Raw genomic sequence first — 26,517 nt, 5'->3', positions numbered from 1 at the left:
AAAGAGGTTTCAGTACTTCATCATAATCCCGTCTGCAAGCATGGCCAGAATACCGGCAAAAATCCAAAGGCGGAATATATTGAGTACAATAAATTTAGATTTCCTTTTGCCGTCTTTCAGGAGAAATACTGCAGTCACAAATAACGGTAAAGCGCCCAGAAAATACCAGCCCAAAATACGTCTGATGCCCAGCCATTCAGCAATTACGAGTGAAACTCCAAATGCTGTAGCCAGCAGAAAAAACACGATATTCCGGCTTACCTGATCCCCGAAAAAATTGGGCAGTGTGCGGTACCCGAAGATGAAATCCACCCGTTTGGTGAGCATGTCTTTTATGATATCTATCAGTAAAAGCATGATGAACAGAAAGGCTGCCATCATGAATACTTTCAGGGAAAACGTACGGTAATAGACCAGCATCCCGAAAAACGGATAGAGGGTAAGCGCTACGAATGTAAAGTTATTTACAATCAGTATTTTGCTGAGCTTGTGACTATAAAACCACATCATAAACTGATAGATGAGGAAAAATACCAGAACCCGCCAGGAAATGAGTCCGGCAATGCCCAGGGACACCACGTTCAGAAGCAGATAGGCATAGAGAAAATACTTTTGCTTCAGGAAACTTTGTACCCGGGAGCGGAAAGGTTTGGCCAACTGATCCTTCTCCCGGTCATAAAACTGATTGATGATGCCACCGGCCAGAATACTGAGCACCGTGCAGAATACAATGCCATGGATGCGGAAATCGAAAGCAAACTGCCGTAGACTTTCTTCCTGATTAAACAGAAAAAAAATGGAAACATAGAGTGCGAAGGTCAATAAAAGCGTCACCAGAACCCGCGCTCCTACAATGAAGCCCACCAACTGTACAATTCTGTAAAAGATGGGATTTTTCATAAACAGCCGGTCATTTTTTGGCGGAAATTATGGATTGGAACGGTCTAAAACCTGTAAATTACTTCTTTCTGAAAACCATCGAGCATTTTCTCTGCTTTGGCGTAATCTCTGGTAAACCCCAAAATATACCCGCCACCACCGCTGCCGCAGAGTTTCAGATAATATGCATTGGTATCCAGTCCTTTTTTCCAGGCATTGTAAATCCCTTCCGGAATCATGGGTTTAAAATGTTCATAAGCCCAGACAGAAAGATTCTTCAGGTTGCGGAAAAACGGATTCATTTCTTTTTTCAGAAAGGCATCAATACAGGCATTGTTATAACGGATGAACTCTTCCTTCAATGTTTTGCGGAAACCTTCGGTCTTCATTTTTTCAAAGAAAATCTGAACCATAGGTCCGGTTTCGCCGGTTATTCCGGAATCAATAAGGAAGATGGCTCCTTTTCCGGTTTCGCCCTTTGGGATGGAAACTTTATCTACATTCTCTTTATTTTCTATGAGAATGGGAAGGTTCATAAAGCAAATCAGCGGATCTATGCCGGAACTCCTGCCATGAAAATAGCTTTCCAGCAAACCGAAAACTTTTTTCAGTTCTTTCAGTTCATCCTTGGAGATGGTTTCCGGATTGTATTTTTTCAGTGAATATTTTGAAAACACAGCAGCCACCAGTGCCCCGGAGCTTCCCACGCCATATCCCTGCGGAATATTGGAATCAAAAAAGAGTCCGGCGGCGATATCCTGCTCAAAAGCAGCCACATCCAAAGTATAATCTGCGGGCAGTTCCAGCTGTTTCAGATAGGTCAGATATTTATTCAGATGCCCATTAGACTTCACTTCAAATTCCGATTGTGATTCAGAAAACTTCAGTGTTCCTTTGTAAAAACTGTAGGGTACCGTCAATCCCTGAGAATCTTCAATAATCCCGTACTCTCCGAAGAGCAGAATTTTCGCGTAAAATAAAGGGTTGGTCATCTTGTGTCTGGTCTGGTTGTGTGTTGCGGCAAAGATACGAAAACAGATTCAAATCTTCATTAACATATCAGCATAAACCGGGCCATAAAATTATTAATTTTTCAAATTACAGTACATCACGGTTGCTGGTCATTTTCACTTTCAGGAAACGGATTAAAACCAACCCCACAGCAAAGAAAACACTCATGGACAATGCTGCGTACCTCATATTGTTGAATTTCTCGATCAATGTGGCAAAAATGAAGGTTCCCAGTATAATCGCCAGTTTCTCCAGCACATCATAAAAACTGAAATAGGTGGTATTATCATTACTCTCTTCCGGTAATAATTTGGAATAGGTGGACCGGGACATGGCCTGCAATCCTCCCATCACCAAGCCTACAATGGCTGCCACTCCATAAAACTGATATTCTACATACGGATTCTCTTTATTCAGGAAATAGGCAGAAAGGCACGCCACAATCCATAATACAATGGCTATGGAAATCACATTTTTGTTACCGATTCTGCGGGATAATCTGGAAAAAATAATCGCCCCGATGATGGCCTCAATCTGAATGACCAGCAAAGTACCAATGAGTTTGCCCTGATCCAGGTTGATTTCACTTTTGCCAAAGAGCGTAGCCATGAGGAAAATGGTCTGCATCCCCACGCTGTAAAAGAAAAAACTGGAGAGGAAGAACTTCAGGTTGGTATCTTCAAATAAGGTTTTACCTACTTTGAACAGCTCCCGGAAACTTTCTTTGGCTACATCCAGATAAAAACGGATATTATCTTTCAAAACCACCCAGAAACCACCCAGTTCCTCATGCTTTTTAAAGATATTTTTATAATTGAGCAAAACCAGATCTTTCGGCAACTGATCCTTCACCATGCCGAACTGCGGAAGATGACGGAAGGTGTACTGCGAAAATCCAAACCACCAGGCTCCGGTCAGCAGAAAACTCATGCGGGTATAGATCAGACGTTGTTCCTCATCCTTTGCCACCACCATAATCAGGATAAGACAAATAACCACCAACACCACAGAACCTATATAGCCGTACACGTAACCTCTGGCCGAAAGGGCATCCTGTTTGTCGCGGGTGGCAATATCCGGCAAAAACGAATTATAAAAAACCAGACTGCCCCAGAATCCCACACTCGCCATAATGCTGAACAGCAACCCAAGGAATACATTCTGCATTCCCGTAAACATAGCCAAACCCATACATGAAGTGGCACCCAGATAACAGAAAAACTGCAGGAAGGATTTTTTATTTCCGATGGTATCTGCCAGTGAAGACAGGAACGGAGATAATAAGACTACAATAAAAAACGATATGGTAAGGGAATACCCGTAGATGGCATCGGGGTGATACGTCTCCCCGAAAAGCTGAATTTTGTGACGTACCGGCACACTGATCCATTCGCCCGTCTTTTCTACAAACTCTTTTTTCTCTGTAATGGTGGTCAGAATAGCGTAATAAATGGGAAATATGGTGGAGGTAATCACCAGAGAATACACCGAATTGGCCCAGTCATACGTGGCCCACGCTTTCATAATTTTCGGATTATTCTTCACAAACTGCGGCTTCAGGTTTTCAGAATCAGACATTATATAGAGTATAGTTTAGACAAAAATATAAAATCCATTAAGAACTCAACTTATTTTTTGAATTCTTAATGGATGATAAAACAGATTGCGGTACAAAACCGGCGTCTTAGTTCATGTTTTCAATGACAATGGCACTGGCACCGCCTCCACCGTTACAGATGGCTGCTGCCCCGTATTTACCATTGTTTTGTTTCAGGATATTGATCAGTGAAACAATAATTCTGGAACCGGAACTTCCCAGCGGGTGCCCCAGAGATACTGCGCCTCCGTTTACATTTACTTTAGCAGCATCCAGACCCAAAATCTTATTATTGACCAGTCCCACAACAGAGAATGCCTCATTAAACTCAAAAAAGTCAATATCTGAGACCTCCAGACCGGCTTTTTTCAGTGCAATCGGCAGTGCTTTTGAAGGCGCTGTAGTAAACCATTCCGGCTCATGAGAAGCATCTGCATACGATACGATTCTGGCCAGAGGTTTAAGACCCAGTTCTTCCATTTTCTCTTTGGACATCAGTACCAAAGCAGAAGCTCCGTCATTCAGTGTGGAAGCATTGGCTGCGGTTACGGTACCATTTTCCCGCTGGAATACGGTAGGCAATGTTCCGATTCTGTCAAAATTTACGGTTTTATACTCTTCGTCTTCTGCAAAAATAACCGGCTCTCCTTTTTTCTGCGGAATTGATACGGGCACTATTTCCTCATTGAACTTCCCTTCGCTCCACGCTTTAGCCGAACGTTTGTAGGATTCTATGGCGAAATTGTCCTGATCTTCTCTGCTGATGGTGTGTTCTGCTGCACATTTTTCTGCACAAACACCCATATGTACTTTATTGTACACATCGGTAAGCCCATCCAGCACCATACCGTCCTGCATTTTTACATCGCCCAGTTTGGTCGCATTTCTGGCATTATAATAATGCGGAACCTGAGACATATTTTCCATTCCCCCGGCAACAATCACTTCCTGATCTCCCGCTTTAATGGATTGTGTGGCCATCATCACGGCTTTCATACCGGAGGCACATACTTTATTGACTGTGGTAGATGGGGTTTCATTGGACAAACCAGCTCCCAGAGCTGCCTGGCGTGCAGGAGCCTGGCCTTCACCGGCCTGCAGAACATTTCCCATATAAACTTCCTGAACCTGAACTGGATCCAGATTAATCTTGTCTAAAGCGCCCTTGATGGCGGTTGCACCCAATTGAGTAGCCGGAACGGTGGATAAACTTCCTAAAAAACTGCCCATTGGCGTTCTGGCTGCCGATACGATGAATACTTCTTTCATGTGTATATTTTATATTTTTTTCAGTACGGCAAATTACGAAAAAAAACACACTTTAATCAAAGTGTGTTGCTGTTGGCTATGGTTGAGAAATCAGAAGCTGAAATTCACGAGTTCAATCCCGAATTGCAGGCCGTATTTGTTATTAAGTTGTGTACTTTTTTCAAAGACCGGTGTAAAATCTTTCTTCAGAAAAAGATTGATTCCACCGTAACCCACGCTGAATTTTCCACCGAAAAGGAAAGGATTCACACCATCACTCACTCTTTCCTGAACCACAATTTTATTGCTGACATCATTTGAATACCGGTATTTAATCCGGTTTCCTACTTTCACACCGCCATAAATTCCCAATCCTACGCGCAACTGGTTTTTGGTAGCATCCAGGTACTCGGTTCCCTCAAATTCAACATACTTTGGATTCAACACAAAATTGATTCCCACCGGAACTTCCAGATAATGTACCTGCAGGGTAGAATATTTTATATTGCCGGCTTCAAATGGCGCAATATACAGATGATCCGGAGTCTGGGCAAAAACCCTTCCCGCTCCCAGATCATACCCATCACCCCTGTAACCCAGGCCGTAATTGAAAAATACAGGGCTTTTAAATTTTCCCAGTTGTTTTTCACCGCGGTAGGTTAAACTCCAGGACATGCTTTGACCCAGGCGTACTTCAGATTTATTGTTAAAGAAATTAAAAGGGGCATCTTCATTGGTTAATGTAAGAAAACCGGCACTGAGCATCAGATCAGAAGTATTCAGCAAATCTTTCGGATGTTTGCTTTTCTCGTTTGGCCACTTCACGGTAACCACAGATTTAGACGAAGCTTTCAGGCCTTCTTCATTCCCCGCATTCATCACTGCAGCTTTTACAGCGTCTCTCGTAATCTGGTCCAGCTCATCTTTCTCAGCATTTACTTTTTCATTAATGGATTGTTCGTAGCGCTCAGAGATCAGGGTGCGCTGATTTTGTTTTTCAGCTTCGGAGATTTTGCCATCGCTGAATTTAGAATCCACTTCATCCAGTTCTACGTTCATTTTAATCTTTTCGGCGATTACGATACTATCAACTTTACCAGTATAATTCTTAATCTGTTTTTCCAGCACCGGAGTTTCCTGTGCGAAAGTCAGCGCTGCCACAGAAAAGGCCGCAGCTGCAAGAATCTTCTTCATTTTCATAATTTTTATATTTTTTCGGGTTAAGATATTGTCTTTCTTCTCTGCCCGTAAGGCAGAGGGATATTTTCGGGTGCGATGGTTGGTTAATGATCTTCTCCGTCGAAAACGGTAATACCAAAAATCTTAATAGTACCGGTACTTTGCCGGCGCTCCAGTTTACTCAGATCTATTTCTACCAGACGGCTTTCATTATGCAATACCTCACTCCGTTGATGGACTTCCCGCACAAACAAAAGTTCATCTGCAGTAATGTATGTGGAGTTGGATTTCGGAATCACATTTTTCACCGCCGCCACCATAGTTTGCTCTTCTTTTACCGTTTCAGGAAGTGATTGCAGTGCACTATTTTCCGTAGGAATGGCTGGCAACGGTTTTTGGGACACGACAACTGCAGGTGCTGGCGAGAGTGCAATTTCCGGATCAGTTTCTCTTTCAGGACGGTCCACAGGAATCACCGCTACAATTTGCGGTACTTCCTGACCCACCGGTACCTGTGAGGTGCCGGCGGCTCCCGGTTCCCCGATTGATGCTATGGTACTTTCTGTGCCGGCTGCAAGATTCGTCTCCCCTTCCAGCATCATTCTGGTGAACAACCCTATCGAAACGAGCAACAAAATCACTGCGGCAACTTTCCAGAAGCCATTATTTCTTCGAACTACCGGAGCTGTTCCGATTTCCTCCTGCTGGTTCATTTCCGCTTCGATTCTTTCCCAAAGATCCGGAGCAGGCGTTTCTGAGAGATGTTCGTACTCTGTTTTCAGTTTATTTTTTAATGAGTTTTTCATTTTTTTTCTGTTTAAAGTATTCCACTAGCCATTTTTTGGATTTACTGAGCTGACTTTTGCTCGTACCTTCAGAAATGTTCAGAATTTCTGCAATTTCATGATGCTTTTTATCTTCAAAAACATAAAGATTAAACACTACTTTATACCCCATGGGCATTTCTGCCAGAACATGTTCCACTTCAAATCCGGGAAAAAATTCTTCGTCCTCCTCCAGAAGATCAGCACTCAGTTCTTCTATACTTCCGGCATCATGGTACAGCAGATTTTTATTTTTTCTGATGAAAGAAATGGCATCATTGACCACAATTTTCCTTAACCAAAATGCAAACCCCGCTGCGTCCCTGCAGTCCTCAATTCTGGAAAATGCCTTGCAAAATGAAGTGACCACTACGTCTTCGGCATCCGGTGTATGGCCCACATAGGATTTAGCCACCGCCAGCATTCTTCCGGAAAAGCGCTCGTAAATATCTTTCTGTGCCAGCCGGTTCCGAGATTTGGCCAAAGAAAATATATGTGTAAAATCTTTTCGCATGGTAAGTTTCTATTAATAAGACGCACATTTTGTGAAAGGGTTGCCTCAAAATAAAAAAAAAATTACACTTTCGGCAAAAGTGTAATTTTATGTGTTTGATATTCAACTAATAAAGCACAATTAAAATAACAATCTTAGTGTTTAATCTCAGCCACATCTGCCGGCCGGTGTTTGTATTTGAACACTATGGCGAAAAGAATGGTAATAACCAGTGCATAACCGGCAAAAATATACCAGGAGGTAGTCCAGCCTTCCAGTTGTGCTGCCGGATCGGTCTGTGAATACACATAATGATTGACCACAGCACCGGCGGCCAGCATTCCTATAGTAGCTCCGAAACCATTGGTCATCATCATAAATACCCCTTGTGCACTGGAGCGGATGCTTTTATCGGTTTCCTTATCCACAAACAGAGAGCCTGAAACATTGAAAAAATCGAAGGCGATTCCATATACAATCATGGACAACACGAACATCCATACACCGGTACCGGGATTTCCGGCGCCAAACAGTGCAAAACGCAGAAACCATGCAAACATGGCCATCAGCATTACTTGTTTTATTCCAAATTTCTTCAGGAAGAAAGGAATCAACAAAATGCAAAGCGTTTCTGAAACCTGGGACAGTGAAATAAGCGCATTGGCATTATTGGCTCCCCATGTTGCCGCATACTCCGGGATTTCTTTAAAACTGGTAATAAACGGATTGGCATACCCGTTGGTAATCTGCAGCGACACGCCCAGAAACATGGAAAACACAAAGAAAATCGCCATCTTCTTATCTTTAAAGAGGCTGAAGGCTTTCAGGCCGAGCGCATCTGAGAGGGTTTGTTTCTCTTCGGATTTATTCACCGGCACATTGGGCAAGGTAAAGGAGTACAGGAACAGGAGCAGACCTAAAATTCCCGACACAAAAAACTGGCTGTAGCTGTTCTGAAAACTAGGAAAACCATTCTGGGCAGCGAAATTAAAACTCAGCTGTCCGTCCGGCATTCCGGCAAAGTTAACGAACAACATGGCGCAGATAAACCCGACTGTTCCCATGGTCCTGATGGGCGGAAAATGCCTGATGGTATCATAACCATTATTAACCAGAACTCCATAAGCCACAGAATTAGACAAGGCTATGGTGGGCATATAAAAGGCGACACTCAGTGTGTATAGACTGAATAATGTTCCAAAATCTACAGAAGTACCCGCGGTCATGCCGTAATATCCGGCACTGATGATGAAAACCCCGGCAAGCGCATGACACAAGCCCAGCAGGCGCTGTGCAGGCACCCAGCGGTCTGCTATAATACCCAGAATTGCAGGCATAAAAATGGAAACAATACCCTGCATGGCGTAGAAAAGCCCGATTTTTGGTCCCAGACCAATCGAGCTCAGGTAATTCCCCATGGAGGTTAAATAGGCACCCCAAACTGCAAACTGCAGAAAATTAAGGATGATTAATCGGAATTTTAAATTCATCGTTTATTTAAATTAGTTTAGTCTATCTTCTTTTTTCTCCTTTTGATTTCCTCCTGAATTTCCATGGCAGTATCATAATCCTCGTCCCGTACCGCATCATCCAGCAGCTTGGTGAGTTCTTCCATAGAGAGAGAGCTGATCCCCTGTGCAGCATCTGACTCTTCATAATTCTGTGCATCTGTTTTCTCCTCTATTTCCAGCAATATTCCAGCTTCGTTCAGGACGTCCATGGTGGTAAAAATGGGTGCTTCAAAACGAACGGCCATGGCCACGGCATCAGAAGTCCGGGCATCCAGTGCCAGGGTAGCGCCGTTCTGGTTATTAACCAAATTAATATTAGAGAAAAACACACCGTCTACAATCTGATAAATAACCACAGACACAATGGCATATCCTGCCTCCAGAATAAATTTGGAGAACAAATCGTGCGTGAGCGGGCGCGGCGGATGAATATCTTTTTCCAGTCCCAGTGAAATAGACTGTGCCTCAAAATTTCCTATAACTACGGGAAGTTTTACATTGGTCTCCTCGTGTTCCAACAGCAGTGCATACGCACCAGACTGGGTCTGGCTGTAAGAAATACCACGAATGACAAGTTCCTTTAAATCCATAATGACAAATATATACTAAAAGCCGGTTTTATTCCACAGAAATCCAATTTTTGATTGTTTTTTTAGTTTAAAACCTCCTTTTAATTTTTCTTAATGCTCTTTTGAAGGGCGATGGTAACCGTGTGAACCTGATTAATCCCCTAAGCAGTATCTAAAAATAATTAAAAAATTTCAACTGAAAAATTTTAGCAGGAGTTAAATGAAAGATTAACGTTTTAAAATAAAAAAATAAGCCTTATTGACCTGTTTACTGAAGACGCAGGAAGGATTCACCATGGAAAAAGTCCGGAATGATCCGGACTTTAGCATTAATGAACAGCCCTTCTTATCCTTTCAAGGCTTTGATTTTCTGAGTAAGTTCCGGAATAATCTGGAATGCATCTCCCACCACTCCGTAATCTGCAGATTTAAAGAAAGGGGCTTCTGCATCACTATTGATTACCACGATGGTTTTTGATGAATTGACCCCCGCCAGGTGTTGTATAGCTCCCGAGATTCCTACCGCAATGTACAGATTGGGAGCAATGGCTTTACCGGTCTGTCCCACGTGTTCTGTGTGCGGTCTCCACCCGATGTCTGAAACGGGTTTACTGCACGCCGTGGCAGCACCCAGTACTGAAGCCAGTTCTTCTATCATGCCCCAGTTTTCAGGACCTTTCATTCCGCGACCTGCAGAAACCACTACTTCAGCTTCTTTCAGATCCAGTGTTCCTGAACTCTGTTCGTGAGAAATCACTTTGGTATCTTCATTGGCTACGGTAAGCGCTTTCACTTCCTCTGTTCCGGATACCGGATTATTTTTAAGGCCGAAGGCGTTTTGTGATACCGTTACAATTACCGAATCACCGGTTGCTTTGGCATGCATAAAACCTTTGCCTGAGAAAACTTTTCTTTTTACCTGAAACGGATGTACACTTTGCGGTGCATCTACGGCATTGGTGATTAACGATGCATTTTTCATAACGGCCAGCATGGGTGCTACTGAAGATGCATCGGTAGTATGAGGAAAAACAGTAATATTGCCTGTTGCCACGTCATTTACTGCCTGTGCAAATGCTTTTGCTCCAAAAGTTTTCAGACCCTCATCTTCTATTCGGATCACGTGATTTGCTCCATATTGGTACAAAAGATCTGATGAATCCGTGGGGTTGATGGAAATTGCGGTTACGGTATCTCCGGCCTGATCTGCAATAACTTTTGCATAAGACACAGCCTCGAACGCTGCTTTTTTATAGACACCATTTATATTTTCTGCATATACGAATATTGCCATTTTTCTAATATTTTAAATATTAATTTGTAAATTAAATAACTTTCGCCTCTTCGTGAAGCAGTCTTACCAGTTCGTCCAGATTGTCCGGGGTAACCATTTTTACCGCTGCTCTTGGCGGCACTGCATCATAAGACACTCCTACCACTCTGGCATCAGATGCTACCGGTTCCTGCACCTGAAGCGGTTTTGTTCTGGCACTCATAATTCCTCTCATATTCGGGATGATCAGGTCTTTCTCATCTACCATTCCTTTCTGGCCGGCAATGACTGCAGGAAGTTTCACCGAAATGGTTTCTTTACCTCCTTCAATTTCACGTACGGCTGTTGCTTCTGCACCGTTTACGTCCAGTCCTACACAAGCATTCACAAAAGGCTGATCCAGCAATTGTGCTACCATTCCCGGTACAGCACCACCATTGTAATCTATGGATTCTTTACCACAAAGAATTAAATCATATCCTCCGTTTTTGGCTACCGCTGCAATTTCCTGCGCCACAGTGTAGCTGTCTTTTGCTTCGGTATTGATGCGGATGGCATCATTGGCACCTATGGCCAGTGCTTTGCGGATTACCGGTTCTGTAGCGGCATCTCCCACATTCAGCACGGTAACTGTAGCACCAGCAGATTCCTGCAGTTTTACTGCTTTGGTCAGGGCAAATTCATCCAGCGGATTGATTACCCATTGGATTCCATTTTTGTCAAAAGCAGATTTATCTGCTGTGAAATTAATCTTGGAAGTAGTATCCGGAACACTACTAATACAAACTAATATTTTCATTCTGATGTATTGTTTATAATTTTGTTAAAGATAGTCAAAAAGTGCTATGCATGCATAATAATTACAGGGAATTACTATTTAAGGCATTAAAATTATGAAAAACTTCAAAGGTGTGCAATTCCTAGGATTTTAAATCTGGGCGCGTGGCACGGAATTCTATTTTACTGGGCAGAACCCGCGGGTTCATCTGCAGGACATTCAGTACCAGATTTCCCATATCTTCCGGCTGAATTTTCCATGCATCATCATCAGAAGGAATATTCCCGTTAAAATAGGTTGCAACGGAGCCGGGCATGATGGTAGTGACTTTAATATTGTACGGACGCAGATCAATCATCGCAGCCTGAGTAAATCCGGTAACGGCAAATTTTGTAGCGTTGTATCCGCTTCCGTTTCCAAAAAAATTGGTCCCGGCCAGACTGGAGATGGTGATGTAGTAGCCTTCGGTTTTCTTCAGTTCTTCTACAGATGCTTTCAGCGAATGAAAGACGCCGGTGACATTGGTATCCATCATGGTGTTCCAGTCTTCCAGGCTCAGCTCATCTACCGGAGCAAATATTCCGAGACCGGCATTGGCAATTACACCATCCAGTCTTCCGAACCGGCTTATAATTTCCTGTACGGCATGCTGTTCATCACCAAAGTTACGAACATCTGAAACCAGACCCAGGACATTTCCGGAAATTTTCCGGAGTTCAGATTCTGCGGTCCGCACATCGTTTTCGCGCCGCCCGGAAAAGGCAACCGAGAAGCTATTTTTCAGCAGGATTTCTGCTATTCCCAACCCGATCCCTTTGGTACCGCCAGTTATATAAATCACTTTGTTTTCCATGGCCTAAAGATAAAAAAAAGCCCCGATAATCCGGGGCTTGAACTTGAGAAGTTATTGAACTTATTTCTTAATGAATTTATCTGAAAATTCTCCTTTGTCTGTTTGTACGGTGATGATGTAATTACCATTTTGAAGTGCAGACACATCAATCTGAGAATCTTTCACCCGTACGTTGATTTTCTTGCCGCTCATATCATAGATTGCAGCAGATTTGATACGATCTTTTGTTTTGATATGTAGAACATCTGTAACGGGATTAGGATAGATTGAAACCATATTGGCAATTTCTGCAATCTCCACAGTAGATAATGATGCCTCATTATTAATCGCAATTCTATCTATAAAAGCACTGCCCGCATAATTATCATGAACAAATCTCATTTCTGTGAAAGGATATTCTTGAAAGAATGCACCTGAGAAAATCTGCGCTCCATTCAGATAATAGGTCAAGCCATTAGCTGTTCCTTCTATTTTTACACGGTACCAAGTATTGGGAGCCCAAGTTCCTGTAGTTGTAGCAAAAGACGAGGTAGTACCTACGGTCTGAGCAGCCAGAATAGCACCAGATTCAGAGAAACGTAATCTGATTACGTACACACCACCAGTAGGACCAGCCCCTACAGTTTGAAATTCATAAAGGGATGAATTAGCGGTTTGTTCTGTTATTTTAATGTCAAAAGAAAGGACGAAATTATTATACGGAATAGAGGAACCAATCTGTTTGAAAGCGCCCACGATTGGGTTTGTCTGCCCAGGAAAAGCAGCCTCTTTGGTGATTTTCAATGATTGCGAACCAGATACAAAATCTTCGGTACTAATTGTTTGATTGGCGATATTAGGTGAACCTGCTCCCGTACTTGTGGTTGTCCAGCCTTGCTGACCATCTACATTACCAACGGTATATCCCTCCGCGGACTCAAAAGAAATAAGTGATTGTGCAGAAATAAAATGTGCTGCCACTACACATAAACCTAATAGAACTTTTTTCATGTTGTTATAATTAAAATGTTATTGCTGTAAAAGTAAGAAAAAAAAACAAATAGTAACAAGGGTTTGGCATCACATACTGTTTAAAACATAATATCCCGAATTCTGTCGGGATATTATAAATAAAAAGTAGAAATTACTTTTTAATGAACTTCTCAGAAATCTTACCTTTTTCTGTCTCAATGTTAATAATGTAAGATCCCGGGATCAATTCTCTTACATCTACTTTATTATTGATGACTCTCACTTTCAATTGTTTTCCGCTCGTATCATATACAGAAACCGATTTAATTCGTTCATTTCCTGTTATGGTAATATAGTCTGATGCCGGATTCGGAACAACAGATGTTTTAGATAACAGAGTTTCTGATGTACCCATAGTGGCTCTGGTCACACTGAATGTATCAATTCCAATAATATCAGAGTTAGTACCTGCGGGACCTGCATCAGTCACATGATATCTGAAGGCAAACTTTGCCGGTACCGGAGTTGCCCCCACACCAGCCACGGTAAAAGTATATTGGGTCCATGCTTTAGGATATACAAACCCCTGTGCCAGATTGGGATTAATGGTGACTCCCAAGTTTGTAAAACTTCCCACATCTGTAGGACCTCCAGTGGGAACTACGGCTGTTGCAGCAGTACTGTACCGTACTTCCAGTCTGTCCGGATAGTCTGTAGTTCCGTCTGTGCCTTTTCTTGTATAAATGGACACTACATCACCATCCTGAACATTGACTACGGGAGTAATCAGCCAGTTGCTAATGGTTCCGGTGTTTGTACTGGTATAATTGACTATTGCAAATGAATTTCCGCCACCGGCATGACCGTCAGGAATTCCGCCACCACTTCCGAAAATAGCAGCAGAAGTTGCTGTATAACTAGCTTTTGACCATAAAACCGGCGTTGTAGGAGGTGCCGTACTTTGATTGGTCATAATCCAATCCGCCGAAAAGGCGACATCAAATCCATATTCATAAACTGTGGTCTGAGCGGTGAAAAATGCAGAAACAAAAATGCCTGCAGAAAATAAAATACGTTTCATAATTTGTAATATTTTGATTGTTAATGTAGTAAAGGTAAAACTTTTATTGGATATGACAATATGTTTTTATGAATGAACACAATTAAGTGAAAAAAAATCCCGGCGCCGGGCCGGAATTCACTCGCAAATAATTGACATCTTATTTTTTAATGAATTTTTCGGTAACTGTAGTTTTATCCGTTTCGATAATGATCAGATAAGTACCGGGGGTAAGTGACTTCACATATACTATATGATCCGAAGCGTTTACATTTACTTTTCTTCCAGACGAATCAAATACGGTTATGCTCTTAATCTGATCTTTAGTCTTGATATTCAACACATCTGAAGCAGGATTTGGATACACTGACACGCTCACATCCTTTCCACGCACCTCGTTTGTAGCCAGCGGAGCCATGGTCGTTACTTTGACATCATCTACCATAAACATATAATTATCTGATGAAACACACTGTATGGCTACCCGTACCATTTGCCCGGAATAATTATCAAGATTATAAGTCTTCAGTTCCCAGTTCGGATAAGGCGCTGTAAGCGGAGTTGCTCCGGAAATTATGGTAAAGTCTGCCGCTGATGTTGGTGTGCCGGAACCGACATACACCCCCACTTTATAGGTTTCCAATCCATAACTACTGCTCAGTGATTTCACCCAAAAAGTCAGTTCGTTTCCGGATGTTCCCAATTGTAATGCAGGCGAAATAAGCCAGTCATTATTTCCCGGGACAGTAGCAGAGGGAACTGCATTCCATGCCGCAGCATATTTAGAACCTCCGTGAGGATCAAAATTTCTCAGTTCATCTAACGGGTCTGTTGAATTTGTCACTCCGGCAGCTGTGGGATTGAAAATCTGAAAAGCCATAGGCTGATGCACATTGGGCCAGGTGGGATTTGCAAGACCACCCGAATAAGTTGGCAATAAATCAAGATCCAAAGTGAGCCAAGATCCAAAACCGGTAATAGCGAAATCTGTATAACTTTCAAAACCTTCGTCCAGAAGAGTAGTTTGTGCCTGAGCGCATACAGCACCGCCCAGCATTAATGAGAATAAAAGTCTTTTCATAATAATAGTAAGTTTACTTTAGTAAAGTTAAAACATTTATTCAATATGACAATACAGTTTTACATATAATCACAATTATGCGAAAAAAAATCCCGGCACCGGGCCGGGAAAATGATATGTGATCTGCTTCATTTAAAATTACTGTGCGTAATTCTCAAAGAACAGCGGAATACTTTCTATACCTTTATAAAAATTGAACAATCCGTAATGTTCATTCGGCGAGTGAATCGCATCACTGTCCTGCCCGAAGCCCATCAACACAGATTTGGCGCCCAGCACATCCTCAAACATCGCTGTAATCGGAATACTGCCACCACTTCTGTACGGCAAAACCTCTGTACCGAATGCGGTTTCCATGGCTTTTCTGGCCGCCTGAAACTCCTTGGTATCACTTGGCAATACATAGGGCATACCGCCATGATGAGGCGTGACTTTCACTTTCACGTTATCCGGAGCAATCTTTTCGAAATAATTTTTGAATTTCTCAGTAATCTCATCCGGTGTCTGATAAGGAACCAGCCTCATGGAAATTTTAGCAAAAGCCTTGCTTGGAATTACGGTTTTGGCACCCTCGCCGGTATAGCCACCCCAAATCCCGTTACAATCCAGCGTAGGGCGAATGGATGTGCGCTCCAGTTTGGTATAACCTTCCTCTCCTTCCACTCCCTTCAGACCTATGGATTCCATAAACTTTGCCGGGTCATCTTTCAATTTATTCATTTCGGCACGCTCCTCAGTAGAAACCTCCAGCACATTATCGTAAAAACCGTCGATGGTAATTTTGCCCTTCTCATCAATCAGTTGTGCAATCATGCGGCTCAGCACATGAATGGGATTGGGAACTGCACCGCCATACAGACCGGAGTGCAGATCTCTGTCCGGCCCTTCTACCTCTACTTCCACGTAACTAAGACCACGAAGTCCGGTGGTTACAGTAGGCTGTTCCCGGGAATAAAGTCCGGTGTCCGAAATCAGAATACAATCGCAGGCCAGTTTCTCCTTATTTTCGGTCACCCAGCCGGCAAGACTCACAGATCCCACTTCTTCTTCCCCTTCTATAATGAATTTCACATTACAAGGCAGGGAATTGGTTTGCATCATGGCTTCAAAGGCCTTTACATGCATAAAGAACTGCCCTTTGTCATCAGCAGAACCTCTGGCAAATATGGCACCATCAGGATGGATTTCTGTTTTCTGAATGTACGGCTCAAACGGTGGTTTATTCCATAATTCCAGCGGATCCGGCGGTTGTACATCATAATGACCATACACCAGAACGGTGGGCAAATTTTTATCAATGATTTTTTCTCCGTAAACAATCGGATTTCCCGGGGTTTCACAAACTTCCACCTCATCTGCTCCGGCGTTTTTCAGGTGATTGGCTACTACACCGGCACATTTCAGCACCTCATCTTTGTACGCAGGGTCTGCAGAGATAGACGCTATTCTGAGCAGTTCAAAAAGTTCGTCTATATAACGTTGTTTGTTTTCTTGAATGTATTTCAGTGTTTCTTGCATAGGAATAAATAAACTAAGTTGATAATCATGTGAATCTTTCTGCGTTCTGCAGAAAAACAATGACGTAAAAATACGAAAAAAGCCCTGCACCGGCAAGGCTTAAATTGTTTCGGAGGACAGTCTGTCGCAGGACTATGACTACTGCGCAGAGTCTATAACGGCTGCAGGAACTGCCAATGCAGCAGCACTGTCTGTAACTACGACAACTTCTGCACGTTCTGCTTCTGGCTGTGCGGCTCTTGTTTCATGAGTATCATAGCGTTCTACATCATCTCCCATTCTTAATACACCCTGATTTCCGCCGGCAGCCACTTTCTTACAGCTTACCACGAACGCTGCAGCAGCCAATACCATTACCAATTTTTTCATATCTCAATTATCTTTATTAATATTTTGTCCAAAAATAAGAAATATAGATTGTCTGCACAAAATTTTCACTTTGATTTCAGGATAATTTTCCCGGATTGCGTCTGCGTGAAAATCAGGTAGCGGTTTCCACCGTCCGAAATCTTATATTTTTTCCGGATTTGATCCGGAGTCAGCGGATGGTTTTTGGAGATGATATTGAATTTTTCGCCGCTACGAATCTCTCTGGCTTCTATAGCTTCTACCTCAAGTATCCGGCCGGGAAATGTGGTCAATTTCTCATCTGAGGTATAGAAATGGGTATTGGGATGCAGTTTCTGGAGATTAAATGCAGCGGCTAAAGTCTGAAAAGCACCTGCTTTCAGCACTGCATTATTCGGAATATAAAGGAAATTCTGCACATTGGAATACGCTGCCGAGGCCGTTTTTTCGGCGTCGTAATTAAATAAGAACTCGGGCTCGTGGGTTTCCAGATTCACGCACCGGATCCGGAGACCATTGGCTTCTGATGCTTTTCCGGCTTTCAATATCAGTTCCTTCACATCGTTGCGCACGGCAATAATATCTATTTCAGTAATCCCGGGAATAACAGAAATCAGGTAACTGATGTCTATAAGTGGCGAAAGTTTCACCATAATCTGATTTGAAATAGCGGACAAATCTTTCCAGATTTCAAGAAGGTTGGGCGATAAATCTTCCAGAAGAAACTTTTTATGCAGCGCATCATCCCGCCGCGCAGGGTCCAGATACACCACGTCAAAACGACTATGGTTTTCAGAAATAAAATCCTGCAAATTCCGGTTGATGAAACGGGCTTTCCGGCCTAGAGTTTCCCAGTTATGCTGTACAATTTCCAGCAAACCGGGGTTCTGCTCTATCAGAACAACTTCTTCAAACTTTTCTGAAAGAAAGTAGGCATCAATGCCAAATCCGGAGGTAAGGTCTGCAAAGGTTTTCCCCTCTAATTCCTGCGCTTTCCACATGGCGGTTGATTCAGAAGAGGCCTGTTCCAGGTTCAGACCCGGCGGAAACACAATGCCCTCTTTCAGCAAAAACGGAAACTTTTTCTGCGCCACCTTGCGGCCTTTAACCTGCTGTGCAATTTCCTGCATGGAGACCCCTTCAAAAGGGGATTTTTTCAATAACAAAGCATGCAAATCCGAATTCAGATTTGCATGGATATATTGCTGAACCTCCGTATTTAATATAGCACTATTCAAATGATACTTCAATAGGTATTATTCATACATTGCCGACCAGCGTACGGCCTTAAGCGCAAAAGGGTCATATAATTCTTCCACAGATTTTGTTTTTTCTAGTTTCGGATAAAGGTTCACGCCAATGAGGCTGATTTTCCCGTCCTCTACCCATTGCTGTTCCAGCACTGCATGGTTATAAATTTCTTTCTGAATTTTCCCTGATTTGAAAAGTTCCGCGTAACCCCCTGCTTCCTCCATTTCCAGAAACGATTGCCAGGATTTTTCTGCAAACTGACGGGTAAGATCTTCTACCAGATAGCTGCCACCGGCCGCATCTTCAAAAACATTGATGATGCTTTCATAAGCCAGCACAATCTGTTGCTTAAAAGCAATTTCAGCAGAAAGACCATCTCCTTCTTCCATTTTGAAATCATGAGAAAACACCGCATCAGCACCTGCCACCATGGCCGCAGACATTTCCAGTGTAGAACGGATGAGATTATTTTCCGGATCATGAGCTGACTTGTTGCGGAGGGTATTTTCGGCAAAAATAAAGGGTATTCCCTCCCGGCCGTACTCTTTGAAAAGTTCATTAACTAAAAGTTTCAAGGCACGGATTTTGGCAATCTCAAAGAAATAATGACCACCCACAGCCAATCTGTATACCAGACGGTCCAGAATTTCAGCGCCAAATACCTCCAGCAGATCTTTAGTTTTAGAAAGTGCCAGTGCCAGTTGCTGAATAATTGACGCGCCCGCATTCTGATGCAAAGCAACATCAATACAGATATTGCGGCCGAAAGATTTTTCCAGGAGCTCTTTGGCCAGGTTTTCCTTCAGCACACCATCGGTATCATCAGAAAAAACATCAATTAGCGAAAAATACTGGTTGCTTTCTAATGGTGAGATATGCTCTGCCAGATCCTTATTGTTAATGAAAATCACTTTATCCTCCAGCATTTCCACATTCTGATTCAGCAGTATTGCGGAAACATTTTCATCCAGACTTGCGCTGTATTCTGCCACCAGATGGGTAGATTCTGCCACTTTCGGCAATGGCGACAGGCCGTCTTTGCTTTTACCGTAATAAGGTTTCACCAGGACACCTTCCAGATTATCCTTCTGAAGAGCGCCATACAAATCTTCAGATTTTAATTGTTTTTTAACTATATTTTCCCAGTCGGTCAATGATGTTTTTGCGAACATACTGCTGTATTTTATCCTGATAATTGATTAATTTTTCTTTGTAATTTCCGTGCTGTCTACCACCAGAATAAAGATTTCTTCATTTGGTTTTTTCATGAAATAATTCTCCCGTGCGTATTTTTCCTTTTCTTCCTTATTGTTCATGAGTTTTTTGTAAAAATCATCGTTTTTCCGGTATTCGGTTTTATAATACTCGAGTTGTTCCTCGTATTTTTTTATTTCCGAATTCATGTCATTAATGACCAGAAACGAGGTACTGTCAAAAAAAATCATCCAGACCAGAAACAAGAGTATGGTGACAAAATACTTATCAAGAATATACTTCCGGATAAACTTCACCACCGGAGATTTTGGCTTTATATCTTTAATTAACGGATCTTCCATGGTTAATGGACTTTTTTGAGCGTATTGTTGATTACGGTAGAAAGGAAATCAATAGCCACCGTGTTATGCTTCATATTGGGGACAATAAGATCTGCATGATTTTTTGACGGCTCTATAAATTCCTGATGCATAGGCTTCAGCGTGGTTTGATAGCGATGAAGCACTTCCTGCAGGTCGCGTCCGCGTTCCTGGGTATCTCTGCGTATTCTTCTGATGAGGCGCTCGTCTGAGTCTGCCTGCACAAAAACCTTCAGGTCATATTCTTTCAAAAGCTCTTTATTGCTGAGGACCAGAATTCCTTCCACAATCAGCACATTTTTCGGTTCTACCAGCACATGGTCTCCGGTTCGGGAATGCGTCACAAATGAATACACCGGCTGTTCTATAGTCTGGTTATTCTTGAGCATTTGAACATGATTCAGCAACAATTCAAAATCTATGGAATGCGGATGGTCGTAGTTCAGCATTTCTCTTTCCGTCAAGGTAAGGTGCTGGTTGTCATGATAATAATTATCCTGCGAAAGCACATTAACCCCCTCTGTGTTAAGTTGCTGCAGAATTTTGTTGACCACAGTGGTTTTCCCGGATCCGGTTCCGCCTGCAATTCCAATAACGAGCATATAAAATCTTTTGCACAAATATACTATTTTACGCTAATCAAACCGATACATCCATCATTTTTTGAATAAAACAACCGATTATTTAACTAAATTTGTCTCAAAGCAACTCTTATGAATCAGCGCAACTTTTTACTTTCACTGTTGATGATTTCCGGACTTTCACTTTCTGCTCAGGAACATCACCTCAGAAATATTCAAAAACTCACCTTTGGGGGCGATAACGCAGAGGCCTATTTCTCGCCGGACAGTAAAAAACTCACCCTGCAGGTCACCAATCCGCAACTTGGCGCTCACTGTGACCAGATTTATCTGCTGGATCTGGCAAGACGCAAAGGCAATGTGCAGGATCTGAATCTGATTTCCACAGGAAAAGGCAGAACCACATGCTCATTCTTTATGCCGGACGGCAAACATATTCTGTATGCCTCTACCCACGAAGCTTCTCCGGAATGTCCTGCCAAACCGGCGCCACGGCCTGATGGCAAATACCTGTGGCCTATCTATCCCGAATTTGACCTTTATATAGCAGACCTGAAAGGAAAAATCGTTAAAAAACTGACCGATACCCCGGGTTACAATGCCGAGGCTGTTCTCTCGCCAAACGGAAAATATATTGTATTCACCTCCATGCGCAGCGGTGATCTGGAACTCTGGCGGATGGATGCAGACGGCAAAAACCTGAAGCAACTCACTTTTGATCTAGGTTATGACGGAGGTGCCTTTTTTTCTCACGATTCCAAAAAACTGGTATTCCGCTCATCCCGTCCCAAAACACCGGAGGAAGTGAAAGAATACAAAGATTTGCTCAGCCAAAACCTGGTGGCTCCTACTCAGATGGAACTGTACACCATGAATATAGACGGTACCGGTCTGAAACAGATTACCCAACTGGGCAAAGCCAACTGGTCGCCGTACTTTCATCCATCCGACAAAAAAATTCTATTTTCATCTAATCACCATTCTACCCGCGGCTATGATTTTCATATTTACTCCATAGATATTGACGGAAAAAATCTGCAGCAAATAACTTATGAAAGTGAGTTCAATGCTTTCCCGATGTTCTCTCCCGATGGCCGGAAACTTGTTTTTTCCAGTAACCGGCAGGGCGATAAAGCCCATGAAACCAATGTGTTCATTGCAGACTGGGTAGATACCGATCCGAACGATATCCCTTCTGTGGATCACCTGCGTACCAACGTGCAATATCTGGCATCTGATGAACTTCAGGGACGTCTGGCCGGTAGTGCCGGTGAAAAAAAAGCAGCAGATTATATTGCTGCCAAACTGAAAAGCTATGGCCTGAAAACAGAAATTGAGCCGTTTGAATACTCCGTAAAACTGAATCCGCATGAGGAAAATTCTTCAGTCACCATTTCCAGCCGCAATGTGAGTGCGTATCTGGATAATCAGGCATCCAAAACCATCATCATTGGAGCGCACTATGACCACCTGGGACTTAATGAGCATCACAATTCTACCCAGATGAATGCGTATGGTCAGATTCATAACGGTGCAGATGACAATGCATCCGGAACCTCTGCTGTAATGGAACTGGCAAGAATGTTTTCTCAAAATAAGACCAAAGAAAAGGCCAATTACGTTTTTGTGCTGTTTTCCGGCGAAGAAGACGGCCTGATGGGATCCAAACATTTCGCTGAAACCGTAAAATCCCGCTACCCGAACGTAGTGACCATGATCAATCTGGACATGGTGGGCAGGCTGAATCAGGACAAAGAGCTTACCGTAGGCGGTGTGGGCACCTCGCCAGCTTTTACCGGGCTCATTCAGCGGTATAAACCTGCCGGCTATAATCTTGCCATAGACAGTTCCGGTGTCGGCCCCAGTGATCACACCAGTTTTTATCTGAAGGATATTCCGGTGCTCTTTTACTTCACAGGAACGCACGCAGATTACCATAAACCCAGTGATGATTCAGAAAAAATAAACCTGGAAGGACTGAGAACGATTACGAAATATGTACATGGAATTGCCGGCGAACTTGCCGAAACAGAAAAAATTCCTTTCACAAAAACCAAAGTTTCGCAAAGCCGTGCTGTTCCCAAATACAAAGTGACTCTGGGCATTATGCCGAGCTATGCAGACACCAAGGACGGACTGCATATAGATGGTGTTTCCGAAAACCGTCCTGCTCATGAAGCAGGCATAGAAGCAGGCGACATTCTGATAAAAATAGGTGAATGCAAGATTCAGGAGGTATATTCCTATATGGAATGTCTGTCAAAAATAAATGCCGGGGACGAACTTCCGGTCACGATTATGCGCAATGGTCAGCGCAAAGTTCTGGCAGTGAAATTCTGAGATCAGGTTTTCACCTTCAGCTGGTCTACAAACAGGATTTTGTAAATCAGCTCCTGAAAAAGTTCAGCATCATCGGTCTGGTTAGACCCCAGACCTTTGCTTTTCATATCCGTGTCACGCAGCAGCGAGATAATACGCGAGAGGTGCTTCAGCGGATAGTAGCGCGCAGCCTCTGCAAAATCTTTCACAAAATAGGGATTGACGCCCATGGCTCCGGCTAATTCCTGCTGGCTGGCTCCATGCATAGTATGGAAGATGATGAGATTTGAAAAATAGTTATACAGATTGCCCATCATCATAGGCAGGGGATTATTTTTCGGGCTTTTCCCGATATAATGAACAATTTGCATCGCCTTTGCTGCGTTTTTGGTTCCCAATGCTTTCTGAAGCTCAAACACATTATAATCCTTACTGATTCCAATGTGCTTTTCCACCATTTTACTGTCCAGTATTTCTCCTTCCTGTAAAATGAGTTTCAGTTTGTTGAGTTCGTTGGCTATGCGCGAAAGGTCGTTACCCAGGTACTCTGCCAGCAAATGCGAAATATTGGGCGCTGTTTGAATGCCCATGTTTGCGCATTCTTCTGCAATCCATCTGGCCAATTGATATTCCTTAAGGCTTTCGCTGAGATGCAGGTATTTATTTTTGGTTAAAAGCTTCGAAAATTTCCGGCGCGTATCAATTTTTTTATGCTTGTGGGCAAATACCAGCACCGTGGTTTCCACCGGATTCTCTATATAATGTTCCAGCGCCGGAACCTGATCCTCTGTAAATTTAAGATCCTGTGCTTCTTTTACAATAATCAGATTGATGTTTCCGAACATGGGAAACTGCTGTGCAGCGGCTATAATTTCGGGCAGAGAAGTATCTTTTCCGTACACCACAGTTTGCCCGAATGCTTTTTCATCTTCCTCCAGAAGTTCATTCTCAAAAGCCTTCACTGCAATATCCATGAAATAAGGCTCCTCTCCGTGGAAAAAATACATGGGGAGAAGTGTTTTATTTTTAATACTTTTGAGGATTAATTCTAATTCTTTCATACAAACTTTGCAACTGCCAAAACTAAATTTCCCAGAAACTTTCAATTTTAATTTCAGGAAAGACAAAGATAACTTTTTTATTTATGATCTGACCCGTAAATCCTACCTGCTGCTTACGCCGGAAGAATGGGTGCGTCAACATTGGGTTCATTATTTTCTGAGTTGCAAAGGATATGCAACCTCTGCCCTCATCAGTGAAAGAAAAGTGGTTCTGCATGGTCTTTCCAAAAGGATCGATTTGCTGGTTACCGAAAAAACCAACCCCAAAATCCTGATTGAATGCAAAGCACCCTCGGTAAAACTCACCGAAAAAACTTTTGAGCAAATTGCCCGTTACAATTCAGTTTTGGCCGCTCCTGAAATTATACTGAGCAATGGCATTCACCATATTAACGCCCGCTTTACCACAGAAGGCTATCAGTTCTACAATTTTGATTTTTAATCACTTTACAACCCTCCGATAACAGAGCGTTCCAGATCCAGTAATTTCTGTTTCCGCCATACACCACCGCCGTAGCCGGTCAGTTTTCCGTCACTGCCAATGACCCGGTGACAGGGAATTACAATAGAAATCCGGTTCAGCCCGTTGGCATTCGCTACTGCACGGACTTTACGTTCATTGCCAAGTTTTGCAGCCTGCTGCCGGTACGTCCAGCGCTCGCCGTACGGAATTTGCTGCAGGGTCTGCCATACCCGCTTTTGAAAATCTGTTCCTGCAGGAGCCAGCGGAACCGTAAAAGAGGTCAATGCGCCGGCGAAATAAGATTGAAGTTCGGTTTCAAGATGGTCAAAATGAACATTGGCACCCGGCACAACCCTGGCATCATGCAACAGTGCTACCCTGGCACAGGTTTCCGGCAGATTGGAACGGTCACCGAACTCCAGCATGCAGATGCCCTGCTCCACTGCTCCTGCGTACATGGTTCCCAGCGGGGTTTCAATGCGCTTCACATCCATCGCTTTTTGTTGCGACCTTTGAGACGGAGCCACCCCGAATACTTTCTTAAAACCGTCCTGAAAACCGCTCAGGCTTTCAAAACCGGAATCATAGGCTGCATCAAAAACAGAATTGCCCTGCTGTAATTTTTTCATTGCTGCATTCAGCCGGAACGACCTTTGAAACTGTTGAAAAGTCATTCCGTAATGTTTCAGAAACCAGCGCCTTACCGTGGCAGGCTCCAGGTTCCGTTTTTTGAGCTCCTCATCTGTAATTTTAAGATCAGGGTTTCCGGTAAGTTCATTCATCATAACGGCTATGGCTTCCGGCATTGTGCCGGGATTCTCCAGAGGACGACAAATTTTACATGGCCGGTATCCTTTTTCCATCGCCTCAGCCACAGAAAAGAAAAACTCTACATTTTCAGATTTGGGTTTTCTGGCAGTACAGGTGGGTCTGCAAAAAATTCCAGTGGTCTTCACTCCCATCCAGAACACCCCTTCAAATTCGGGATTTTTCTCTACCGAAGCCCGGTACATGATTTCGTGATTTAAAAGCATCTTAGTCATCTTATCGACACAAAGTTAAAATTAAACTGATTTCCCGGCAACCGAAAACTGAACAGGCAATTCCAAAAAAAAAGCTGAACGATTGTTCAGCTTTGAGGAATATTCAGTTAAAAACTTTACCTTGGCGGCGGCATATCAGATTTGGACAAATCATCCATTTTCTGCGTGGCAGCCATAGATATCACCAGATCGTTCAGCATGCTGCTGGCAGCGGTAGGAGAATTGGGCAATAATACAAGATTACTGCGATTATTACTACCAATAGACTGCAAGGTATCGTAGTGCTGGGTAATAATGATTAATGCGGAAGCTTCCTGCTCATTGATATTGGCATTATTCAGCATTTTTACAGATTCTTCCAGACCTTTCGCAATCTCGCGGCGCTGGTCTGCAATACCCTGTCCCTGTAATTTTTTGGACTCTGCTTCGGCTTTGGCCACGGCTACAATCCGGATTCTCTGTGCTTCAGATTCATATTCTGCAGCAGTTTTTTCACGTTCAGCAGCGTTAATTCTGTTCATAGCATGTTTCACCTGATCATCTGGGTCAATGTCCGTTACCAGTGCTTTGATGATATCATAACCATAACTCTGCATCGCTTCCTGTAATTCGCCTTTTACAGCGATTGCAATATCATCTTTGCGCACAAAAACATCGTCCAGTTTCATCTTCGGCACTTCTGCACGGACCACATCAAATACATAAGACGTAATCTGATTTTCAGGATTCTCAAGCTTGTAGAAAGAGTCTGCTACCTGCTCTTTAATCACCTGGTACTGCACAGACACCTTCATCCTTACAAATACATTGTCCAGCGTTTTTGTATCAATAATGACATCCAGCTGCTGTATTCTGAGGTTCATTCTTTTGGCCACCTGGTCTATGAACGGAATTTTAAGATGCAATCCCGAATGACGTACGGAATGAAACTTGCCCAAACGCTCTATAATGGCTGCTGTAGCCTGCTTCACCGTGAAGAAAGACATGAACAGGACCACAAGCGCAAAGAAAATCAGAAAACCTAAATAACTCATAGTTTAATTTTTAATTAT

26 protein-coding genes are annotated in these 26,517 nt (G+C 43.0%); 2 read left to right on the top strand and 24 right to left on the bottom strand.

The window, feature by feature from the left end:
• Positions 1-9: 9 nt before the first annotated feature.
• The 21 genes from LKO26_RS04155 to udk all read right to left on the bottom strand — a co-directional run bounded on the left by LKO26_RS04155 (position 10) and on the right by udk (position 20,600).
• Positions 10-900, bottom strand: a complete 891-nt coding sequence (locus LKO26_RS04155) for a UbiA family prenyltransferase (RefSeq protein ID WP_227586583.1) — start codon at positions 898-900, stop codon at positions 10-12.
• Positions 901-944: 44 nt separating this feature from the next.
• The gene (locus LKO26_RS04150; RefSeq protein WP_227586582.1) at positions 945-1,871 is read right to left on the bottom strand and encodes a mevalonate kinase; all 927 of its coding nucleotides are present in this window, start codon (positions 1,869-1,871) and stop codon (positions 945-947) included.
• Positions 1,872-1,977: 106 nt separating this feature from the next.
• A complete protein-coding gene (locus LKO26_RS04145; protein ID WP_227586581.1) occupies positions 1,978-3,468 on the bottom strand; it encodes an MFS transporter in 1,491 nt (496 codons plus the stop codon).
• Positions 3,469-3,574: 106 nt separating this feature from the next.
• A complete protein-coding gene (locus LKO26_RS04140; protein WP_227586580.1) occupies positions 3,575-4,756 on the bottom strand; it encodes an acetyl-CoA C-acyltransferase in 1,182 nt (393 codons plus the stop codon).
• Positions 4,757-4,846: 90 nt separating this feature from the next.
• Positions 4,847-5,929, bottom strand: a complete 1,083-nt coding sequence (locus tag LKO26_RS04135; RefSeq protein WP_227586579.1) for a PorT family protein — start codon at positions 5,927-5,929, stop codon at positions 4,847-4,849.
• Between the two features lie 89 nt (positions 5,930-6,018).
• On the bottom strand, positions 6,019-6,720 hold the full coding sequence (locus tag LKO26_RS04130; protein ID WP_227586578.1) for a hypothetical protein: 702 nt from the start codon (positions 6,718-6,720) through the stop codon (positions 6,019-6,021).
• The gene (locus LKO26_RS04125; RefSeq protein ID WP_227586577.1) at positions 6,698-7,222 is read right to left on the bottom strand and encodes an RNA polymerase sigma factor; all 525 of its coding nucleotides are present in this window, start codon (positions 7,220-7,222) and stop codon (positions 6,698-6,700) included. The genes LKO26_RS04130 and LKO26_RS04125 overlap by 23 nt, the downstream gene beginning before the upstream one ends.
• 164 nt (positions 7,223-7,386) lie before the next feature.
• Positions 7,387-8,721 carry an MFS transporter gene (locus tag LKO26_RS04120; RefSeq protein ID WP_227586576.1) on the bottom strand — a complete coding sequence of 445 codons (1,335 nt, stop codon included), beginning with the start codon at positions 8,719-8,721 and terminating at the stop codon, positions 7,387-7,389.
• Between the two features lie 17 nt (positions 8,722-8,738).
• A complete protein-coding gene (locus tag LKO26_RS04115; protein WP_227586575.1) occupies positions 8,739-9,332 on the bottom strand; it encodes a bifunctional nuclease family protein in 594 nt (197 codons plus the stop codon).
• 325 nt (positions 9,333-9,657) lie between these two features.
• Complete coding sequence (locus LKO26_RS04110) at positions 9,658-10,605, bottom strand: electron transfer flavoprotein subunit alpha/FixB family protein (RefSeq protein ID WP_227586574.1); 948 nt, start codon at positions 10,603-10,605, stop codon at positions 9,658-9,660.
• 31 nt (positions 10,606-10,636) lie between these two features.
• Positions 10,637-11,383, bottom strand: a complete 747-nt coding sequence (locus LKO26_RS04105) for an electron transfer flavoprotein subunit beta/FixA family protein (RefSeq protein ID WP_227586573.1) — start codon at positions 11,381-11,383, stop codon at positions 10,637-10,639.
• A 121-nt stretch (positions 11,384-11,504) separates the two neighbouring features.
• Positions 11,505-12,215 (bottom strand): SDR family oxidoreductase, encoded by a 711-nt coding sequence (locus LKO26_RS04100; protein ID WP_227586572.1) that lies wholly within the window; start codon positions 12,213-12,215, stop codon positions 11,505-11,507.
• Between the two features lie 60 nt (positions 12,216-12,275).
• A complete protein-coding gene (locus tag LKO26_RS04095) occupies positions 12,276-13,205 on the bottom strand; it encodes a T9SS type A sorting domain-containing protein (protein WP_227586571.1) in 930 nt (309 codons plus the stop codon).
• Positions 13,206-13,338: 133 nt separating this feature from the next.
• Positions 13,339-14,247 (bottom strand): T9SS-dependent choice-of-anchor J family protein, encoded by a 909-nt coding sequence (locus tag LKO26_RS04090; RefSeq protein ID WP_227586570.1) that lies wholly within the window; start codon positions 14,245-14,247, stop codon positions 13,339-13,341.
• Positions 14,248-14,386: 139 nt separating this feature from the next.
• On the bottom strand, positions 14,387-15,307 hold the full coding sequence (locus LKO26_RS04085; protein ID WP_227586569.1) for a T9SS-dependent choice-of-anchor J family protein: 921 nt from the start codon (positions 15,305-15,307) through the stop codon (positions 14,387-14,389).
• Between the two features lie 138 nt (positions 15,308-15,445).
• On the bottom strand, positions 15,446-16,825 hold the full coding sequence (locus tag LKO26_RS04080) for a dipeptidase (RefSeq protein ID WP_227586568.1): 1,380 nt from the start codon (positions 16,823-16,825) through the stop codon (positions 15,446-15,448).
• A gap of 138 nt (positions 16,826-16,963) precedes the next feature.
• On the bottom strand, positions 16,964-17,194 hold the full coding sequence (locus LKO26_RS04075; RefSeq protein WP_227586567.1) for a hypothetical protein: 231 nt from the start codon (positions 17,192-17,194) through the stop codon (positions 16,964-16,966).
• A 65-nt stretch (positions 17,195-17,259) separates the two neighbouring features.
• Positions 17,260-18,333 (bottom strand): class I SAM-dependent methyltransferase, encoded by a 1,074-nt coding sequence (locus tag LKO26_RS04070; protein ID WP_227586566.1) that lies wholly within the window; start codon positions 18,331-18,333, stop codon positions 17,260-17,262.
• A 96-nt stretch (positions 18,334-18,429) separates the two neighbouring features.
• Positions 18,430-19,596: a methylmalonyl-CoA mutase family protein gene (locus LKO26_RS04065; protein ID WP_227586565.1), complete on the bottom strand. Its 1,167-nt coding sequence runs from the start codon at positions 19,594-19,596 to the stop codon at positions 18,430-18,432.
• Between the two features lie 27 nt (positions 19,597-19,623).
• The gene (locus LKO26_RS04060) at positions 19,624-19,980 is read right to left on the bottom strand and encodes an FtsB family cell division protein (protein WP_227586564.1); all 357 of its coding nucleotides are present in this window, start codon (positions 19,978-19,980) and stop codon (positions 19,624-19,626) included.
• Between the two features lie 2 nt (positions 19,981-19,982).
• Complete coding sequence (gene udk / locus LKO26_RS04055; protein ID WP_227586563.1) at positions 19,983-20,600, bottom strand: uridine kinase; 618 nt, start codon at positions 20,598-20,600, stop codon at positions 19,983-19,985.
• Positions 20,601-20,711: 111 nt separating this feature from the next.
• On the opposite strand from udk, the gene LKO26_RS04050 reads away from it, so the two are divergent.
• Positions 20,712-22,919 carry a M20/M25/M40 family metallo-hydrolase gene (locus LKO26_RS04050; protein WP_227586562.1) on the top strand — a complete coding sequence of 736 codons (2,208 nt, stop codon included), beginning with the start codon at positions 20,712-20,714 and terminating at the stop codon, positions 22,917-22,919.
• Between the two features lie 2 nt (positions 22,920-22,921).
• On the opposite strand, the gene holA is transcribed toward LKO26_RS04050, so the two are convergent.
• Positions 22,922-23,959 carry a DNA polymerase III subunit delta gene (gene holA / locus LKO26_RS04045; RefSeq protein WP_227586561.1) on the bottom strand — a complete coding sequence of 346 codons (1,038 nt, stop codon included), beginning with the start codon at positions 23,957-23,959 and terminating at the stop codon, positions 22,922-22,924.
• Between the two features lie 7 nt (positions 23,960-23,966).
• On the opposite strand from holA, the gene LKO26_RS04040 reads away from it, so the two are divergent.
• A complete protein-coding gene (locus LKO26_RS04040; protein WP_227586560.1) occupies positions 23,967-24,401 on the top strand; it encodes a type I restriction enzyme HsdR N-terminal domain-containing protein in 435 nt (144 codons plus the stop codon).
• Between the two features lie 5 nt (positions 24,402-24,406).
• Here the strand turns inward: LKO26_RS04040 and LKO26_RS04035 are convergent, their stop codons facing one another.
• Positions 24,407-25,456, bottom strand: coding sequence for a bifunctional transcriptional activator/DNA repair enzyme AdaA (locus LKO26_RS04035; RefSeq protein WP_227586559.1), 1,050 nt, complete (start codon positions 25,454-25,456; stop codon positions 24,407-24,409).
• A 125-nt stretch (positions 25,457-25,581) separates the two neighbouring features.
• Positions 25,582-26,499: an SPFH domain-containing protein gene (locus tag LKO26_RS04030; RefSeq protein ID WP_227586558.1), complete on the bottom strand. Its 918-nt coding sequence runs from the start codon at positions 26,497-26,499 to the stop codon at positions 25,582-25,584.
• Between the last annotated feature and the right edge of the window lie 18 nt (positions 26,500-26,517).

Origin of the sequence: Chryseobacterium sp. MFBS3-17 (assembly GCF_020687745.1) — a bacterium.
Taxonomy (GTDB): Bacteria; Bacteroidota; Bacteroidia; order Flavobacteriales; family Weeksellaceae; genus Marnyiella.
Note: the sequence above shows the minus strand (reverse complement) of the source record. Positions and strands in the feature narration are given on the sequence as shown.

What these genes read in the sequence shown, in the direction of transcription:
- udk (WP_227586563.1), bottom strand. Translation starts at nt 20,600, where the DNA reads ATGCTCGTTATTGGAATTGCAGGCGGAACCGGATCCGGGAAAACCACT.
- LKO26_RS04035 (WP_227586559.1), bottom strand. Translation starts at nt 25,456, where the DNA reads ATGCTTTTAAATCACGAAATCATGTACCGGGCTTCGGTAGAGAAAAAT.
- LKO26_RS04060 (WP_227586564.1), bottom strand. Translation starts at nt 19,980, where the DNA reads ATGGAAGATCCGTTAATTAAAGATATAAAGCCAAAATCTCCGGTGGTG.
- holA (WP_227586561.1), bottom strand. Translation starts at nt 23,959, where the DNA reads ATGAAAGAATTAGAATTAATCCTCAAAAGTATTAAAAATAAAACACTT.
- LKO26_RS04065 (WP_227586565.1), bottom strand. Translation starts at nt 19,596, where the DNA reads ATGTTCGCAAAAACATCATTGACCGACTGGGAAAATATAGTTAAAAAA.
- LKO26_RS04110 (WP_227586574.1), bottom strand. Translation starts at nt 10,605, where the DNA reads ATGGCAATATTCGTATATGCAGAAAATATAAATGGTGTCTATAAAAAA.
- LKO26_RS04155 (WP_227586583.1), bottom strand. Translation starts at nt 900, where the DNA reads ATGAAAAATCCCATCTTTTACAGAATTGTACAGTTGGTGGGCTTCATT.
- LKO26_RS04090 (WP_227586570.1), bottom strand. Translation starts at nt 14,247, where the DNA reads ATGAAACGTATTTTATTTTCTGCAGGCATTTTTGTTTCTGCATTTTTC.
- LKO26_RS04100 (WP_227586572.1), bottom strand. Translation starts at nt 12,215, where the DNA reads ATGGAAAACAAAGTGATTTATATAACTGGCGGTACCAAAGGGATCGGG.
- LKO26_RS04120 (WP_227586576.1), bottom strand. Translation starts at nt 8,721, where the DNA reads ATGAATTTAAAATTCCGATTAATCATCCTTAATTTTCTGCAGTTTGCA.
- LKO26_RS04145 (WP_227586581.1), bottom strand. Translation starts at nt 3,468, where the DNA reads ATGTCTGATTCTGAAAACCTGAAGCCGCAGTTTGTGAAGAATAATCCG.
- LKO26_RS04135 (WP_227586579.1), bottom strand. Translation starts at nt 5,929, where the DNA reads ATGAAGAAGATTCTTGCAGCTGCGGCCTTTTCTGTGGCAGCGCTGACT.
- LKO26_RS04075 (WP_227586567.1), bottom strand. Translation starts at nt 17,194, where the DNA reads ATGAAAAAATTGGTAATGGTATTGGCTGCTGCAGCGTTCGTGGTAAGC.
- LKO26_RS04105 (WP_227586573.1), bottom strand. Translation starts at nt 11,383, where the DNA reads ATGAAAATATTAGTTTGTATTAGTAGTGTTCCGGATACTACTTCCAAG.
- LKO26_RS04080 (WP_227586568.1), bottom strand. Translation starts at nt 16,825, where the DNA reads ATGCAAGAAACACTGAAATACATTCAAGAAAACAAACAACGTTATATA.
- LKO26_RS04085 (WP_227586569.1), bottom strand. Translation starts at nt 15,307, where the DNA reads ATGAAAAGACTTTTATTCTCATTAATGCTGGGCGGTGCTGTATGCGCT.
- LKO26_RS04150 (WP_227586582.1), bottom strand. Translation starts at nt 1,871, where the DNA reads ATGACCAACCCTTTATTTTACGCGAAAATTCTGCTCTTCGGAGAGTAC.
- LKO26_RS04115 (WP_227586575.1), bottom strand. Translation starts at nt 9,332, where the DNA reads ATGGATTTAAAGGAACTTGTCATTCGTGGTATTTCTTACAGCCAGACC.
- LKO26_RS04095 (WP_227586571.1), bottom strand. Translation starts at nt 13,205, where the DNA reads ATGAAAAAAGTTCTATTAGGTTTATGTGTAGTGGCAGCACATTTTATT.
- LKO26_RS04140 (WP_227586580.1), bottom strand. Translation starts at nt 4,756, where the DNA reads ATGAAAGAAGTATTCATCGTATCGGCAGCCAGAACGCCAATGGGCAGT.
- LKO26_RS04130 (WP_227586578.1), bottom strand. Translation starts at nt 6,720, where the DNA reads ATGAAAAACTCATTAAAAAATAAACTGAAAACAGAGTACGAACATCTC.
- LKO26_RS04050 (WP_227586562.1), top strand. Translation starts at nt 20,712, where the DNA reads ATGAATCAGCGCAACTTTTTACTTTCACTGTTGATGATTTCCGGACTT.
- LKO26_RS04030 (WP_227586558.1), bottom strand. Translation starts at nt 26,499, where the DNA reads ATGAGTTATTTAGGTTTTCTGATTTTCTTTGCGCTTGTGGTCCTGTTC.